This window comes from Allosaccharopolyspora coralli (assembly GCF_009664835.1).
GTDB lineage: Bacteria > Actinomycetota > Actinomycetes > Mycobacteriales > Pseudonocardiaceae > Allosaccharopolyspora > Allosaccharopolyspora coralli.
In genome coordinates this window covers 1,792,770-1,808,292 of sequence record NZ_CP045929.1, presented here as the reverse complement: position 1 = coordinate 1,808,292, position 15,523 = coordinate 1,792,770, and the positions used below count along the sequence as shown (strand labels likewise).

The following is a 15,523-nucleotide window of genomic DNA, read 5'->3' as shown; positions in this document are numbered from 1 at the left end:
CCGGGCCGTCCTCACTCAAAGCGGGGCATCGGAAGAAAAACCAAAAAGTCGGCGTGACCGTGTTCCATCGGGGGCGTTTCTTCGGAGTTCAGGGGTGCCACAGCAACCCAGGCAATCACCCGACCCGAGAAAGGGCTCCTGCGATGCCTCGACCCCACACCCCCGGCAACCGGCCTCCGCGCGGTTCCGACCCCCGCCCGTACCCCGGCGCCCCGGACCGCACCCGCCCGCACCACGCCCGGCCCGCCGCCACCCGGCGACGCCGGGAACACAGCCCCCGCGGCAAGGCCGCCGCAGCGATCCCCAGCTCGGTGTGGGCACCCACCGCCCCCATCGACCCGGCACTGGCCTGGCCACCCGCGCTCATCCGGCAGATCACCACCGCGTTCACCGAACCCGGCGCCCGAGTCGGCCTGCTGCCCTGGCCCCGCACGAACGCCGCCGAGCACACCCCCGAACTCGACGAGCAGGCCGACGACGCCCTGGCCGCGATCGACCGAACCGGCCGCGTCGCCATCTTCGACCCAGCCCCCAACCCCGGCCCGGCTTCGGCGGGAGCGGTGTCGCGGCCGTTCTGGGACGGGCTCATCACCCCCGACGCCCACCACACCGCCCTCACCCCAGACCACGCGGATGCGGGGCGCGACCTGGCTACCGACGAGTCCGATGCGGATCTTGAGCTGATCATCACGAGCCTCGATCCCCGGGCTTCCGGGGACGCGGTGACCGATCTCGTCGCCCTGCACGCAGCACGCCGCCTCCGCACCGGCGACACCCTCGCCGTACTCACCCACAGTCACCAACACGACGGGGTGCTGGTCGACCCGACCGGCTCGATTGTGGCGGCCGGGCAGAACGCCGACCTGCTCTACCTCCAGCACCTCGTCGTCCTCCACACACCCCTGCACCGCCACCCCCTCACCCCGCCGGAACCCACCTCGACCGACACCGCCACAGCACCCCGGGCCAGGTGGGTGGCACCGCACCGGCGGATCCACTGCGACCTGCTCGTGTTCGCCCAACCCACCGACCACGCGAACGGCACACACCCGTGACCCCGCACCCACGCGCCGAGCCCGACGACAGGAAGGCCCCCGCCATGCCCGAACCCCAGCACCCCGACACCACCTGCAGCACTTCATCCTCGGGGGTGTCGGTGTGGGCCACGGCCCAGTCCGCGCCCGCCTCCCAACGCCAACACCGCTACACCCCTGAATCGACCAGCCACCCCGCGAAGATGCTCCCGGCCGTGGCCGCCCACGCCATCGCCCACTACACCCAACCCGGCGACCTCGTGATCGACCCGATGTGCGGCATCGGCACCACCCTCGTCGAAGCCCTCCACGCCGGACGCCGAGCCCTCGGAGTCGAATACGAACCCCACTGGGTCCAAGTCGCCCGCGACAACGTTGCCCTCGCCGCCGACGACGGCGTCCCCCACCTCGGCGAGGTCTACTCCGGAGACGCCCGCCAACTCCGGACGTTGCTGCCGGTCGAGTACGCCGGCCAAGCCGCACTCGCCGTCACCAGCCCGCCCTACGGCCCCTCCGTCCACGGCCAAGTCATCACCAAACCGAACAAGACCGTCCAGAAGTTCCACCACCGCTACGGCAATACCCTCGACCGCGGCAACCTCGCCAACATCGGCCACCACCGACTCCTCGCCGGATTCACCCGCATCCTCACCGCCCTACGCGCATTCCTGAAACCCGGCGGACACATCGCCATCACCCTGCGGCCCTGGCGAGAACACTCCGAACTCATCGACCTGCCCACCCAAATCCTCACCTGCGGACAACAAGCCGGACTCATCCCCACCGAACGCTGCGTCGCACTCCTCGCGCGAGCCACCGACACCGAACTCATCGCCCGCGGCAGCTTCTTCCAACGCGACTTCATCCGCAAACAACGCGACACCGGACTCCCGCTACACCTCATCGCCCACGAAGACGTCATTATTTTCCGAACGCCGAATCAAGACTGAATTGCGTCATGAAATGCGCACTCGGACCCCACTCTAGTACTATCGGCAAGCATCGCGAGGCCCATCATGGCAAGCAAGAACACCCGATTCGACCACAACAGGCTAGAACCTGATTCAGTCGACGACACAGCTTTACCTGAAATCTATACCCCTACTGAAGCCGCCGAAAAGCTAGCGGTCAAAGAGTCCTGGCTCCGCCGCAAAGCGGGGGCCCGCGCGATTCCGTGCACTCTCCTCGGGAAGCATTTGCGTTTCTCCGAGAAGGATCTGCGCGACATAGTCCAGCTTGCCCGCATATCGTTCCCGAGCCGCCAGCGGAGATAAATCAGAACCGGATCACCGAACAATTCGGCATTGGTCGAAGTTTCTTCGGCCAATGACAACATACCGGTTCCGCTCTAGCCGATATAGAGCGTCAATGGGGTCCGCCCGGATCGACCGGGCGGACCCCACACATGTTGGAGGAATACCAATGGCCTGGATCGAACAACACGGCGCGGGCTGGCGCGTCCGCTACCAGCGCCCAGACGGAACCATCGGAACCGACAGCGGCTACACCAACCCCACCGATGCGCGAAGCCGCGCCGACGACATCAATTACGAATCCAAGCGTGGCACCTTCACCGACCCACGAAAAGCACAGACCACTCTCAACGAATGGATCGAAATCTGGCGCGAGGCACACGAGGTGAGCAGCAACACGTGGTCGAAGTATGACTCCTATATTCGTAACCACATCGAACCACGCTTCGGCACCACCGAAATCGGGCCAATCAAGCGCATCACGGTAAAAACGTGGTCCAAAAAGCTTCGCCGAGACCTGAAAGAGGCGACCGTCGCCGGAATCATCTCGCTCTTCTCCACGATCCTCGCCGAAGCCGCCGAGGAAGACCTCATCACCAAGAACCCCTGCCGTCGCCTCGGCCTCAAGCTCGCCCCATCTGACCGCAGGGAGATCGTCACGCCGACGCGCTTGCTGCCCATCGCCGACCGCTGCGGCCCCTACCGGACGATGATCATCGTTGCCGCGTACACCGGCCTGCGCTGGGGCGAGCTAGCCGGACTGCAATGGCGCAACGTCCACCTCGACCGCTCCCCACACGCCGCCATCGTCGTAGACCCGAACGTCGGAGCACTCCACGAGACCGCAGGCCACCTCGAACTCGGACCACCCAAGACCCCCGCCAGCGCCCGCACGGTCCACCTGCCACCGTTTCTGGCCGAACTGCTCCGCGAACACGCCACCACACAGTTCCACGACCACGTCTTCACCGGCGCACGAGACGGCCTTCTCCGCCGATCGAACTTCAACCGTCGAATCTGGCGCCCAGCCGTCGCCGGTCAAGCCTCCCGGGGGTGGCGGCCCCTCCAGCCCGGGTTGGACTTCCACGGACTACGCCACACCCAGAAGAGCTGGCTCTCCGAAGACCGCATCCACGAAGTGCTCCAGCACGATCGTCTCGGTCACGAAATGAGCGGCGTTCGCGGCATCTACACCCACGTCACCCCAGCTGATGATCGACACCATGATCACAGCCCTAGAAAATAAGTGGCGTATATCACAAATGACCCCGGTTGCCGCGACCCCCGCTGATGACCGGCAGCGTGACCACATTTCGCCCCAATCCGGTAAGCCATGATCAACGCCTCCCAGTCCCCTCCCAAACACACGAAAACCCCCACCGATGAAGATCACCGGCAGGGGCTCTGACCTGCGTAAAGTACTGGTGCGCGATACTGGGATTGAACCAGTGACCTCTACCGTGTCAAGGTAGCGCTCTCCCACTGAGCTAATCGCGCGAGGCGGAGGCGGGAATCGAACCCGCGTACAGGGCTTTGCAGGCCCTTGCCTAAGCCACTCGGCCACTCCGCCGGATTCCGGCTGGCACACCGGAACTGGGTGACCACCGGGTGGACAGCGTACGAACCTGATGGCGTCCCAGAGCGGATGACGGGACTCGAACCCGCGACCCTCACCTTGGCAAGGTGATGCGCTACCAGCTGCGCTACATCCGCATGCATGCCGACTCACGGTGACCGGGAGGGAATCCGTCCGTGTGCCGCGCTGCAAGAGGAACTCTAGCCCACGTCCCTGATCACTTTCGAACCGGGGCCTCAGGCCCCGGCTCCGTCACGGTGACCGGCGCATCCTTCGACCGCCGACCGAACGGGATCAGGACAGGTCGTGCGGCAGCAGGCGCGTCAGAGCCTCGTCGACGTCGACCCACAGGTTCTCGTTGCCCGGCACGACGACGTCGTAGGTGCGGTCGAGGAAGTCGGCCAGCTCCTGCGCCGAGGCCTCGAAGACCGCGTGGCCGGACGGCGAGCTCAGCTCGATCACGACGACCTCGGGGTCGTCGACCGCAGGCCGGATGCTGACGTCGCCCTCGCCCGCGTGCGCGATCAGCCCGTCGGCCAGCAGGTCGCGCGCGAACACCCATTCGACCCAGCCGGCCCGGCCGGTGCGGAAGGCGGCCACGACCGCGTAGGGGTCGCGGGTGTCGTAGCGCAGCTCCACCTGCACCGGCACCGCAGGCGTCTGCGGCGCCAGCAGATCGAAGACCGCCGTCGAACGAAGTGCCACATGATCGTTACGCATAGTCCTCGCCTCTCGTGCTCCCTCCCGGTCCGTATATCGGCCGAGCACCCCAGTTGTGACGGTTACAGGACCGAAAACGCTCGCAACTCGCGGATACATCACCCGTACGGGGCAGAACTACTTCACAGGGCTACCAGCGCGCTGCACAGCGTGTTCAGTTTCCACCTGATCACCGGAAACGCCCGGCAACCAGGTCGCTACCGAGCGAAACCTCGCGGCTCGGACTCACCCGTCGACGAGTCCGCCAACGACGCCGTCGCCGAACGCGGGACGGCATCGCCGCATCCGCCCCGACGCCGCTCCCACCCTTTTCGCGAGGAGTCCGGAACTCGCCTCGGGACGCCGACCCAGAATAGGCGACGAATCCGCCGTCCGAGCCCCACAGACGCGGGTGCATGAGAGACTCGCCACCAGCGTTCCCCGAAACGGACCAACCGAAACAGACGTCCATCGCGGGCCCCCGCACGATTCCTTCCGTTCACGGGGTGTTCATCACACTGTGACGAGGATCGAAGATCGTGAACTCGGTACGACGCTCCGCAGCCTCCGTCACACGAGATGACTCACGTCACACTCGAGGTGGTGTAGGTGCCGCCTCGTCCGGCAGGCACGAACAACCGAGAGTGGCCCGTATCCTGGCGGCAGACACTCGTTCGTCAGACCCCGGCGAGCGTGCAGCGATGATCGCGGACGACGCGACCAGCCCAAGGCAGGTGGATCCTGAGCAACGCAGCCGGGCCCGGGCCCACACACACCAGCGAGCGATCCGAGCAGTCGGACACCGAGCCGCACAGCCGGTGGTCAACTCTGCGCGGACGCCTGCACGAACGGCGCGAGAGGATCCGGGTCAACTCGACGCTCAACACCAGCTACCGCATCGCGCTCGGCACGCTCGGCACCATCGTGCTTCTCGCCGGTCTTCTCATGGTCCCGTATCCGGGGCCGGGGTGGCTCGTCGTGTTCGCCGGGCTCGGCATCCTCGCGACCGAGTTCTCCTGGGCGCACAACCTCAACACCCGGGCCAAGCGCTACTACCACGCCTGGACCCGGTGGCTCGGCAGACAAAACGTCGCGGTCAAGCTCGCCACCATGGGGCTCACCTGCGCCGTCGTACTCACCACGCTCTGGCTGCTCGGCCTGTTCGCCATGGCCGGAAGCTGGGTCGGCGTCGAGTGGGACTGGTTGAGTTCCCCCCTGTTCGATAGCTGACCATCGTGCGGTAGTGTTCATCGTGTCGCCGGGAACGGGGACTCACGGGCGATTAGCTCAGGGGGAGAGCGCTTCGTTCACACCGAAGAGGTCACTGGTTCGATCCCAGTATCGCCCACACACCACAAGGCCAGGTCAGAGATCCGCAAGGACATCTCCGACCTGGCTTTTTCATGCCCCCGAGTTTCAGATGCAGCAAATATGCAGCATCGGGTCATCGAACCGACGGCGTCCCCCGCTCCCCCACCCTCATCTCCCGCCGCGTCATCGAGTGCACGCAGGATGCGTTCGCCGTCATCGGTGCGTCGGGTGTAGAGATCCAGTGTCGTGGCTGACCGCTCATGTCCCATCACTCGCTGAACCATGTTGGGCGGCACGCCGTCGTCGATGAGCCACGTGGCGCAGGTCGTAGAAGCGCAAGCCGCCGGCCTGGTGGCGTGCGACGTGGTGCACGGCCGCCGCCTCGGTCCTCAGGGGTCTCGATCGCTGGTGTCTGTCAAGGGGTTACCCACGGGACGACCGCGGGAAGTGGACTCGCATCAGACCGATGGTTGTTGGTCGAGCAGGCCGACGGGGTCGACGCTGTAGGCGACCATCCAGCTGGGGTCGATGCGATACCACACGTTTTCCTCCCAGAACGGGTTGTGGCCGTCGTCGTCGTAGTGGTCGACGAGGTAGTCGCGGACGGTCAGCCAAGTCGGGTCGCTGTTCGTTCCCTCGGGGTTCAGCGGAACGGCGTGTCCGTGGGTGAAGATGCCGAGCTGCTCGCCCCGCATGAAAGTCGCGCTGATGCCGGGCCGCGCCGCGAGATGACGGGCTTTAGCGGCCTGGCGGTGGGTGCCGACGATCCAACGGCCGTGCAGGAGGTGCCCGTCGGCGCCGCTGATGCGTGGCTCACCGCGCCGGGTGACCGTGGCGATGGCCAGAGTGCACATGCCTTGGCAGACTCGGACGACCTGCTCGGCGCCCAAGGTGCTTTCACCCGGCCGGATGATCGACTTGAGGTGGCTGCTGGAGCCAGCCCAAGACGTGTCGAGCAGGGCTTGGAGGCTGTCGAGCTCGTCGGGAGTTTCGAACATTCGGCTAGGCAATCAGTTCCCACCGACAGCGTCAGCTCAGTGTGCAGTCGCCGACCGCGCGTGGGCGAGCCGGTAGGAGGTGGCGCCGGTCTCGGAGGCCGAAGGGAATTGGCCGGACCGCGGGCCTCCCGCGAGCTGAAGAGCCGGAGCGAATCCGGAGCGGACGGGCAGGGACCGGCCGCCACACCGCACAACGCCCCGGCACGGACGCCAGGTCAGCGGGCACTCGACATCACCAGAGGACACAGACCGGTCGTGCGTCGCCGCCTACACATCGAAGAGGTCACTGGTTCGATCCCAGTATCGCCCACGCGAAAGCGGCCAGGCCGCAGATTCCGTCAGGACATCTCCGACCTGGCCTTTTCCTGTTTCTACCGTGGTCGGCGTCAGCACTTGGTCAGGGAACCGGGGCCGAAACCGCTCCCCTACCGTCTGCGTCTGCGTACGTCTCCGGGATCACGTCCCGCCGTTGGCGGCCAGGATCTGGGCCGCTGAGGCTCGCGCGACGGCGGCGGCAGCAGGATCCTGCTCGAGCAACGCGGTGGTGATGGCGCCTTCCATGAGCTGGACGATCTGCCGTGCAACGAACTGCGGGGCGACGAGGCCGCACTCGGTCAGCAACTCGGCGATCCACGCACGAGTGTCGGTCTTGTACTCCAGGATCGCCGCATGGGCGGGATGCTGCGGGTCGGCGAGCTCCACAGTGGCGTTGACGAACGCGCACCCTCGAAAACTCGGCGTGGCGAACCATTCCCGGAGCGAGTCGAAGATCCCCAGCACCTTGTCGGTCGCGGAGCCGTCGTCGGCGAGTCCCCCGCGCAGCCTGGCGCGGTAGCGGGTGTCGATGTGGCGCAAGCAGGCGACGATGAGTTCGTCCTTGGTGGGAAAGTGCTTGTAGAGCGTCATCTTCGCGACGCCGATCTCGTCGACGAGGGTGTCCACTCCGAGTCCGGTGCCGCGCTCGTAGAACAGCCTCGACGCCTCGTCGACGATCAAGTCTCGCTTGTTGGGCCGTACTCGACGCTCCATGCGCTCCCCTCCCGCTCGAGGCTCTCCGTCACGGGTGTCACGGCTCAAGACCGCAGAGCCCGACGCGAGAGTATACGGACTTGTATGGGCAGACCAATCTGTCTACGGTAGCCCACGATCCGATCGAGACCACTTCCACAAGGGACGGCATGGACGACACGAACGTCGAACGTGGGCAGACGACGGCGCGCCGCCAGCGGGCCGCGATCGCCCTCGTCCAGGTGCTGGGTCTCGCCGTGTGGTTCTCGGTTTCGGCCGTCGTTCCGAGCCTGCGCCAGAGCTGGGGGATCAGTACGTCGGGCGCGGTGTGGCTGACCGGCGCGACCCAGCTGGGTTTCGTCGTCGGCGCCGTCGGGTCCACGGCGCTGAACCTGGCCGACCGGATCACCGCCCAAGTGCTGCTGGCGATGAGTGCGGCATCGGCGGCCGTGTGCACCGTCGTTCTGGCCCTGTTCGCCGACGGGATGGCCACCGCGCTCCCACTACGGTTCCTGACCGGGGTGTGCCTGGCCGGTGTGTACCCGGTCGGGATGAAGCTGATGGCTTCCTGGGCGCCCAGCACGGGTCGGGGCCTCGCGCTCGGAGTACTGATCGGGGCGCTGACGTTGGGGTCCATCCTGCCTCAACTGATCAACGGCTTCGGCGACCTCCCCTGGCCCACTGTCCTGCTCGTCGCCTCCGCGCTGGGCGGGCTCGGCGCCCTGATCGCCCTTGTCTTCGTGCGCCCCGGCCCGCACCTCGCGCGCGGGACGGGCACACCTCACCCCCGCTACGCACTCACGATGTTCACCCAGCGCGGTCCCCTGCTGACGAACCTCGGCTACTTCGGCCATATGTGGGAGCTCTACGCCCTGTGGACCTGGCTCCCGATCTTCCTGCTGGCCAGCCCTACCGCACAGGAACTGCCGGGCTCCGTCGGACTCGTCGTGTTCGCCACGATGGGCTTGTTCGGGGTCGCCGGATGCCTACTCGGAGGATGGGGCGCCGACCGATTCGGCCGCTCGCGAGCAGCCGTGATCGCGCTGGCCGTCAGCGGAACATGCTGCCTGCTCTCTCCTTTGGCGTTCCACGCCGGACCGGCGCTGCTCGTGCTGTTCTGCGCCGTGTGGGGAGCCTCGGTGATCGCCGACTCCGGCGTGTTCTCCACGTCGCTGAGCGAGACCGCAGACCCCCACTACGTCGGGACCGCGCTGACCGCCCAGACCGCCATCGGGTTCGCGCTGACAGTGATCAGCATTCAACTCGTCCCGCTGCTGGCGAACGCGGTCGGATGGCAATACGCCTTCCTGCTTCTCGTGCCGGGCCCGGTGATGGGCGCGCGCGCCATGCAGGCCCTCGGCTCGCGCGTCCCCAACACCACCCCGGCCGCCAGTGACGAGCCGTCGTGACCGCGGCATCAACGAGGTCCGCTCCGCTACACGTCCGTACTCCGCGGCGGAGTCACCGATCGCACGGCTTCGGCGTTCGTTGATGTCCAACGACAAATCCATGCCGAAAGCACGGCTCGGCCAGCAACGCCCTTCGACCGCAGTCCCCGCACCCTAGCCAGCGCACGGCCAGTGTGCGACCACGGCCGCGAGCAGCCCCGCTCGCTCCGGCATGTCGTCGAGGACCGCGTACTCGTGTGCCGCGTGCGCACCGTCGCCACTCGCTCCCATTCCGTCCAGGACGGTGATTCCCGCATCCGCGAGGACGTTTCCGTCGCTGGCACCGCCGACCTCACGGAGATCCAGCGACAAGCCCCACCCGGCGACCGCCTGCTCGGCGACCCGGATGAGCGCGTGCGTGGCGTCGGTGGCTTGCCACGGCGGGCGGTTCCAGCCACCGTCGAACGTCACGCGCACACGCGGGTCCGCAGGCGACCACGAGAGGAGGCCGCCCTCCACCCGCTCGGCTTCGCGCACGGTTCGAGCCCGGACATCGAGTTCCAGGCGCGCTGCGGGCGCGACGACGTTGGCACGGCCACCGCCGGAGAAGGTGCCCACGTTCACCGTCGTGCCCACCGCAGGGTCGGCCAGACTCACGGCGTGACACGCCAGATCCGCAAGCGCGTGGATCGCACTGGCCCCGCGTTCCGGATCGAGTCCGGCATGCGACGCGATTCCTGTTGCGTTCACGTCCCACAGACCGACTCCTTTACGCGCGTACTTGAGCGTTCCGGTGCAGCCCCCGGGTTCGAGGACCAAGGCGCCCAGCGCGTGTTCGGATTGCTTCACCAGCACACCGCGGGAGCCGAGACTGCCTACCTCCTCGTCCGCGTTGATCAACAAACGCACGGTGGGACGGGGAATTCCCTGTGCGTCCAACGCAGCGATCGCGTGCACACCGAGAACGATGCCGGCTTTCATGTCGAAGACACCCGGGCCGTGCGCAACACGTCGTGTTCGCCCCTCCCACGTCTGTTCCGCGATGGAGAAAGGCCGCTGCTCGATCGTTCCCGTATCGAAAACCGTGTCGTGATGTCCCAGTAGCACCACGGTCCCGGGCAACGACCCGGGAATCTCCGCTCGGACCACGGTGGCGGCTTCCGGCGAACCGGCCACCGTCGCGTCGCCGACGACCTGTTCGACCTCCACGCCCGGCCACCGTTGCCGAACCCACCGCGCGAGCACGTCGGCCCCTCGCCCGAGCGATCCCGGATCGGTACTGGGGGTTTCCGTCGTCACCAGACGTTCGAGGTCCGCGTTGAGAACGTCCGACTGCGCGGCGAGGCGTTGCCGCACGAGCGTGCCGGTGTGCGCGGGTGTACCCGCGCACACCACCGGGCGCGGCTGATCCACACTACTCATCTCACACTCCTTGCGTCGCACCGGTCGGTGCCTCGAGCGGGGTGACAACAGAACGGACCGGCGGACTACCCCACACCGAGCGGGATGCCCAACACGATCCACAGCAAGAACAGGACGGTCCACACGGCCAACATCGACAAGGCGATCGGCAACGTCATGGACATCAACGTCCCGATGCCCGCGTCCTTGCGATAGCGCTGGAGGAAACCGAGCGCGACGGCGAAGTAGGGGCTCATCGGCGTCAACACGTTGGCAGTCGAGTCCCCGATACGGAACGCCGCCTGCGTCGACTCCGGGTCGATGCCGACGAGCATCAGCATCGGGACGAGCACCGGAGCAAGCAAGGTCCACTGCGCCGAGCCACTGGTGATGACCAACCCGAGCCCGAACACCAGGAAAACCGACAGCAGCAGGAGAATCGGCGTCGGCGCGTTCAGCCGCTCCAACACTTCCGCGCCGTGCACGGCGATCCACTGCCCGATACCGGTCCACTTGAAGTACGCGAGGAACTGGGCGATGACGAAGAACAGCACGAGGATGTTGCCGATGTCCTCCATCCCTCCGCGCATCAACCCGGGTACGTCGGCGGCACGGCGGATGGAGCCGGTCACGCGGCCGTAGGCGTACCCGGCAGCGGTGAACCCGACGAGCAGCACCACCGCGATGCCTTCGATGAACGGTGAGGGAACCAGTTCACCGGTGTCGGCGTCACGCCACGGTGAGCCGGGCGGAAGCCACGCGATCGCGCAGACGACGAGGAACACGAGGGTCGTCCACCCCGCCGCCTTCAGACCCCGGATCTGGTCGCCGCTGATCTTCTCCAGTTCCTCGCCGGGAGGTCCTTCGTAGGTGCCTGCCCTGGGCGTGACGACCTTGTCGACGACCACGGCACCGACCACGGCGACCACGATCGCCGACACGGCCGAGAACCAGTAATTGGACAGGGCGTTGACCTCGACGGACGGGTCGATGATGGCGGCGGCGTCCGTGGTGATCCCCGGCAACAGAGCGTCGGTGGCGGTCACGAAGATGCTCGCGTCGTAGCCGGCTCCCACCGCGACGTAGGCGGCTACCGCGCCGACGAGCGGGTTGCGGCCGAGGCTGTGGAACACCATCGCGCCGAGGGGAATGAGGACGATGTAGGCGGCGTCGGAAGCGATGCTGCCGCTGACGCCGGCCAACATGAGCGCCAACGTCACCATCGAACGAGGTGCCTTGAGCACGGTCACGCGGAGCAGTGTGGGGAGCAGACCGCTGCGGTCGGCGACGGCGATGCCCAGCATCACGGCCACGATCGTGCCCAACGGGGGAAAGGTCACGAAGTTCTCGACCGCGTCGGTCAGCGCGAACCGCATGCCCTCCGCGCTGATCAAACTACGGACGTCGACCGACTCGTCGTCCCCCGGCAACGTCGCCGACAGCCCCATCGCTGCCATGACGAGGCTCGCCACCGCCAGCACCACCGAGAGGATCAAGAACAACAGCACGGGGTGCGGTAAGCGGTTTCCGACGCGTTCGATCCCACCGAGGACGGTGGTGACCCAGCCGGGCGAGTCGGTGGTCCTCTCCTTGGCCTCGCTCACGTCGCGCTCCCTTGTTCAGCTGTTGCGAACCGTGACAGCCTCACCATTGCGCTTCCCGGACGCCGAAATTCGTCATCTTCGCCCAGATACCCGTACCTCGGTGAGGAAAATGCCCACCACGCCGACCGGATCCGCCACCTCGGTGCTCGACGAGCTCGACAGGGCGGTGATACACGCGCTGCAGATCGCGCCCCGCGCGTCGTGGACCGACCTCGGGGCCGCGTTGCAGTACAGCGGGACGACGCTCGCCCGGCGGTGGAATCGGCTGCGATCGCAGGGGTGGGCGTGGGTGACGGGCTCCGGGAGTCCGAAGCTCTGGTTCGGGATGGCAGGCGCGTTGCTGCGCGCAGACGTCGCAGAGGAGGCTGTGGACGAGGTCCTCAGCCTGCTCGCGCGGGATCCGAGGACGAAGTCCGTCTACCGGCTGGCCGGACGCGGTTCCGTGTTGGCTCATGTGATCGTGACGGACCGGTCTCATTTGGACACGTGGTCGCGCGAGATCGCTTCGTTGCAGGGCGTGCTCGACACCGACGTCCGCATGGTGACCGGCACGCATCAGGACGCGCGGACGTGGCGGCTGGACGGCCTGACCCCGGCTCAGCAGAAGGAGCTGCACGTCGCCACGGGGACGTCTCGCCCGATTCACCTTCCGCCGGAGCGAGTACGCCCGCTGCTGCATGCGCTCGGCCGGGACGGGCGAGCGAGCGCGGCCGAGCTGGCCCGGTCGACCGGCTGGCCACGGACGACGGTGCAGCGCCGCCTTCTCGATCTGAGTCGTGCGGGGCTGCTGGCGATCCGGTGCGACGTGACGCAGGAAGCGGTCGGTTGCCCGGTCACCCTGTGGCTGTCCGGATCGCTCGACGCCGCGGTCCTGTCCGAGTCGTTGCCGAGGATCGCCGCGTTGTCCCAGGTCCGCCTGCTGCTGACCACGACCGGCGTGGACAACGTCGTGATCGGGGCATGGCTGGGCCGAGTGGAGGACGCACTTGATCTCGAACGACGCCTGGTCGAAGCGGCTCCGCAGTTGCGGGTGCGAGAGCGTGAGGTGGCGATGCGCAAAGCGAAGATCCAGGGCTGGATCGTCGACGACACCGGCAGGGCTCGCGAGTCGGTTCCGATCGACCCGTGGGCACAAGCGGGCCCCGGCCGGTGACCGCACCGCCGCCGACTGCGCACCACAGACCGACCGCCGAACTACTCGAACGCAGCGCTGTAGGCGTTGAGGGCGGGCTGGCCACCGAGATGGGCGAACAGGACGTTCGAGTCCTCGGCAATCTCACCGCTGCGGACGAGGTCGATCAGTGCCGCCATGGACTTGCCCTCGTAAACCGGATCGAGAATCATCCCCTCGACGCTCGCGACCAGCCGGATAGCATCCACAGTGGACTTCACGGGTACTCCGTAGGATTGCCCTGCCCAGCCTTCCCGGACACTGATCTCGTCGTCGGCGAGATCTCGGCCCTGTCCGATGAGTTCGGCGGTGCGGCGCGCGATCGTGGCCACCTGCGCGCGGGTGTCGCCGACCTTGGCCGACGCGTCGATGCCGATCACCCGCCGAGGCCGGCTCTGCCCGGCGAAGCCGGCGATCATGCCTGCCTGCGTACTGCCGGTCACGCTGCACACGACGATCGTGTCGAAGAAGGTACCCAGCTCACGTTCCTGTTGCTCGACCTCGTCGGCCCAGTTGGCGAACCCGAGACCGCCGAGCGGATGATCCGAGGCTCCCGCCGGGATCGCGTACGGGACAGCACCGTCCGCACGCACCTCGTCGAGAGTCCGCTGCCAGCTGTCCTTGAACCCGATCCCGAAGTTCGCGCGGACCATTCGCACGTCTGCGCCCATGATGCGGGACAACAAAATGTTTCCGACCTTGTCGTTGACCGCGTCCGGCCAATCGACCCAACTCTCCTGCACGAGAACGGCCTTCAACCCCGCTTTGGCCGCGACGGCGGCCACCTGCCGAGTGTGATTCGACTGCACCCCTCCGATGCTGACGAGAGTGTCCGCGCCCTGGCGTAGCGCGTCGGGGATCAAGTACTCGAGCTTGCGAGTCTTGTTCCCGCCGAACGCCAGCGCGCTGTTGCAGTCTTCCCGCTTCGCCCAGATCCGGGCGCCGCCGAGATGGTTACCGAGATCGTCCAGCGGATGGACCGGACTGGGCCCGAACAACAGTGGGTAACGCTCGAAGTCGTCCAAGGACACAGTTACTCCTTCGAACAGCGGAGGCTTGCGTTGTTGCCGCGACCGAGTTGATGCACCGTGAAACGATGACACGATCACGCGTTCGCCGGATGCTTCGCTTGACGCAGGCCGGGCACCTGCACGGGCTGGTAGGCGATCTCTACGAGGCGATCACCCGGCTGCCCGACCGGCTGGCGGCGCTCCCGCCGGAGCAACGTCCTCGCGGGCCGCTTGGGGCCGGCAGTCCCGCCCGAAGGCACCTGCCGGCGGTTCCGTTCACCACTCCCGCGACCGTCGCCGCTGTGGTGCTCGGCTGGCGCGAACCGGCCGACCGGCCCGCGCTCCTCACGACGCTGGTGTGTTCGGCCACCGCGACGGCGCTGACCGCCCACCTGGTGCGCACCGTGAACCTGCCGCTGCTGCTCGGGGATCGGCCGGTCCCCTCCCCCGGTGAGCGGAAGGCGATCCTGCGGCGCTGGCACGCTCTGAACCATGTCCGCAACATCGCACTCACCGGTGCGGTGCTCGCGGCACACGCGGTCATCCACCGGCAGGACCCGTGGTCGTCGCTGCCCCCGAGGTGACGAGTCGATCGAGGCGCCGTGGCGCGCACCGCGGCCGCCCCGCACTGCGGCACGACACGGCCGTGTGCGCTTCAGTAGCGGTAGTACTCCTGCTCGCGCGGCTCGCGCAGCCGCCGGGTCGCGCCGTGCAGCACACTGCTCGCGATCGTCACGACGATCGCGCCCCAGAACGCCGGCCAGAATCCGCCGACCGAGAACGGCAGGTCGAGCTGCTGAGCGAGATACCCGGTGAGCCAGAACAGCAGCGCGTTGACCACCAGCCCGAACAACCCGAGCGTGAGCACGTAGAACAGGCAGCCCAGCGTCTTCGCCACCGGCTTGAGCACCGCGTTCACCACGCCGAACACCACGGCCACGGCCAGCAGCGTCACGATCTTGGTTCCGGTGTCGTCCCCGCCGAGGTCGATGCCCGGCAACGCGGTGGTGATCCACACGGCCAGGGCCGTGATGGCGATGTGCAACACGAGGCCCACGGTGGCGCCCTTT

15 protein-coding genes and 4 tRNA genes are annotated in these 15,523 nt (G+C 67.1%); 9 read left to right on the top strand and 10 right to left on the bottom strand.

All coding sequences use genetic code 11. From position 1 onward, the window contains the following. Positions 1–143 precede the first annotated feature (143 nt). The 4 genes from GIY23_RS22985 (at position 144) to GIY23_RS08620 (ending at position 3,533) form a co-directional block, all read left to right on the top strand. Positions 144–1,055: a hypothetical protein gene (locus tag GIY23_RS22985; RefSeq protein WP_228717621.1), complete on the top strand. Its 912-nt coding sequence runs from the start codon at positions 144–146 to the stop codon at positions 1,053–1,055. Positions 1,056–1,099: 44 nt separating this feature from the next. Further along, positions 1,100–1,984, top strand: coding sequence for a TRM11 family SAM-dependent methyltransferase (locus GIY23_RS08630; protein WP_154076174.1), 885 nt, complete (start codon positions 1,100–1,102; stop codon positions 1,982–1,984). Between the two features lie 66 nt (positions 1,985–2,050). Further along, positions 2,051–2,308, top strand: coding sequence for a helix-turn-helix domain-containing protein (locus GIY23_RS08625; RefSeq protein ID WP_154076173.1), 258 nt, complete (start codon positions 2,051–2,053; stop codon positions 2,306–2,308). A gap of 148 nt (positions 2,309–2,456) precedes the next feature. Next, entirely contained in the window at positions 2,457–3,533 is a 1,077-nt protein-coding gene (locus GIY23_RS08620) for a tyrosine-type recombinase/integrase (RefSeq protein WP_154076172.1), read from the top strand. A gap of 176 nt (positions 3,534–3,709) precedes the next feature. On the opposite strand, the gene GIY23_RS08615 is transcribed toward GIY23_RS08620, so the two are convergent. The 4 genes from GIY23_RS08615 to GIY23_RS08600 form a co-directional block, all read right to left on the bottom strand. Continuing rightward, positions 3,710–3,784: transfer RNA gene (locus GIY23_RS08615), tRNA-Val, on the bottom strand. Between the two features lies 1 nt (position 3,785). After that, a tRNA-Cys gene (locus GIY23_RS08610) sits at positions 3,786–3,857 on the bottom strand. A gap of 70 nt (positions 3,858–3,927) precedes the next feature. Continuing rightward, positions 3,928–4,000: transfer RNA gene (locus GIY23_RS08605), tRNA-Gly, on the bottom strand. Positions 4,001–4,157: 157 nt separating this feature from the next. Then, positions 4,158–4,583: an SsgA family sporulation/cell division regulator gene (locus GIY23_RS08600; protein WP_154076171.1), complete on the bottom strand. Its 426-nt coding sequence runs from the start codon at positions 4,581–4,583 to the stop codon at positions 4,158–4,160. Between the two features lie 717 nt (positions 4,584–5,300). On the opposite strand from GIY23_RS08600, the gene GIY23_RS08595 reads away from it, so the two are divergent. Together GIY23_RS08595 and GIY23_RS08590 are read left to right on the top strand one after the other, a co-directional pair. Then, positions 5,301–5,792, top strand: coding sequence for a TIGR02611 family protein (locus GIY23_RS08595; RefSeq protein ID WP_323847503.1), 492 nt, complete (start codon positions 5,301–5,303; stop codon positions 5,790–5,792). 46 nt (positions 5,793–5,838) lie between these two features. Next, positions 5,839–5,910 (top strand) — tRNA-Val (locus GIY23_RS08590). Positions 5,911–6,331: 421 nt separating this feature from the next. Here GIY23_RS08590 and GIY23_RS08580 read toward each other — a convergent pair. Both GIY23_RS08580 and GIY23_RS08575 read right to left on the bottom strand, forming a co-directional pair. Continuing rightward, the gene (locus GIY23_RS08580; RefSeq protein ID WP_154076169.1) at positions 6,332–6,871 is read right to left on the bottom strand and encodes a pyridoxamine 5'-phosphate oxidase family protein; all 540 of its coding nucleotides are present in this window, start codon (positions 6,869–6,871) and stop codon (positions 6,332–6,334) included. A gap of 456 nt (positions 6,872–7,327) precedes the next feature. Beyond that, the gene (locus GIY23_RS08575; RefSeq protein ID WP_154076168.1) at positions 7,328–7,900 is read right to left on the bottom strand and encodes a TetR/AcrR family transcriptional regulator; all 573 of its coding nucleotides are present in this window, start codon (positions 7,898–7,900) and stop codon (positions 7,328–7,330) included. A 149-nt stretch (positions 7,901–8,049) separates the two neighbouring features. Between GIY23_RS08575 and GIY23_RS08570 the strand changes: the two genes are divergently transcribed. Next, positions 8,050–9,288, top strand: a complete 1,239-nt coding sequence (locus tag GIY23_RS08570) for an MFS transporter (protein ID WP_154076167.1) — start codon at positions 8,050–8,052, stop codon at positions 9,286–9,288. A gap of 153 nt (positions 9,289–9,441) precedes the next feature. Here the strand turns inward: GIY23_RS08570 and GIY23_RS08565 are convergent, their stop codons facing one another. Both GIY23_RS08565 and GIY23_RS08560 read right to left on the bottom strand, forming a co-directional pair. After that, on the bottom strand, positions 9,442–10,689 hold the full coding sequence (locus GIY23_RS08565; protein ID WP_154076166.1) for a M20/M25/M40 family metallo-hydrolase: 1,248 nt from the start codon (positions 10,687–10,689) through the stop codon (positions 9,442–9,444). A 65-nt stretch (positions 10,690–10,754) separates the two neighbouring features. Next, positions 10,755–12,272 (bottom strand): AbgT family transporter, encoded by a 1,518-nt coding sequence (locus GIY23_RS08560; protein WP_154076165.1) that lies wholly within the window; start codon positions 12,270–12,272, stop codon positions 10,755–10,757. A gap of 109 nt (positions 12,273–12,381) precedes the next feature. Here GIY23_RS08560 and GIY23_RS08555 point away from each other — a divergent pair, with 109 nt between their 5' ends. Beyond that, the gene (locus GIY23_RS08555) at positions 12,382–13,425 is read left to right on the top strand and encodes an Lrp/AsnC family transcriptional regulator (RefSeq protein ID WP_154076164.1); all 1,044 of its coding nucleotides are present in this window, start codon (positions 12,382–12,384) and stop codon (positions 13,423–13,425) included. Positions 13,426–13,466: 41 nt separating this feature from the next. On the opposite strand, the gene GIY23_RS08550 is transcribed toward GIY23_RS08555, so the two are convergent. After that, positions 13,467–14,474, bottom strand: a complete 1,008-nt coding sequence (locus tag GIY23_RS08550; protein WP_154076163.1) for a 1-aminocyclopropane-1-carboxylate deaminase — start codon at positions 14,472–14,474, stop codon at positions 13,467–13,469. 65 nt (positions 14,475–14,539) lie between these two features. On the opposite strand from GIY23_RS08550, the gene GIY23_RS08545 reads away from it, so the two are divergent. After that, entirely contained in the window at positions 14,540–15,037 is a 498-nt protein-coding gene (locus GIY23_RS08545; RefSeq protein ID WP_154076162.1) for a DUF1772 domain-containing protein, read from the top strand. A gap of 71 nt (positions 15,038–15,108) precedes the next feature. Here GIY23_RS08545 and GIY23_RS08540 read toward each other — a convergent pair whose 3' ends face one another. Continuing rightward, a complete protein-coding gene (locus GIY23_RS08540; protein WP_323847485.1) occupies positions 15,109–15,501 on the bottom strand; it encodes a phage holin family protein in 393 nt (130 codons plus the stop codon). Positions 15,502–15,523: the final 22 nt, after the last annotated feature.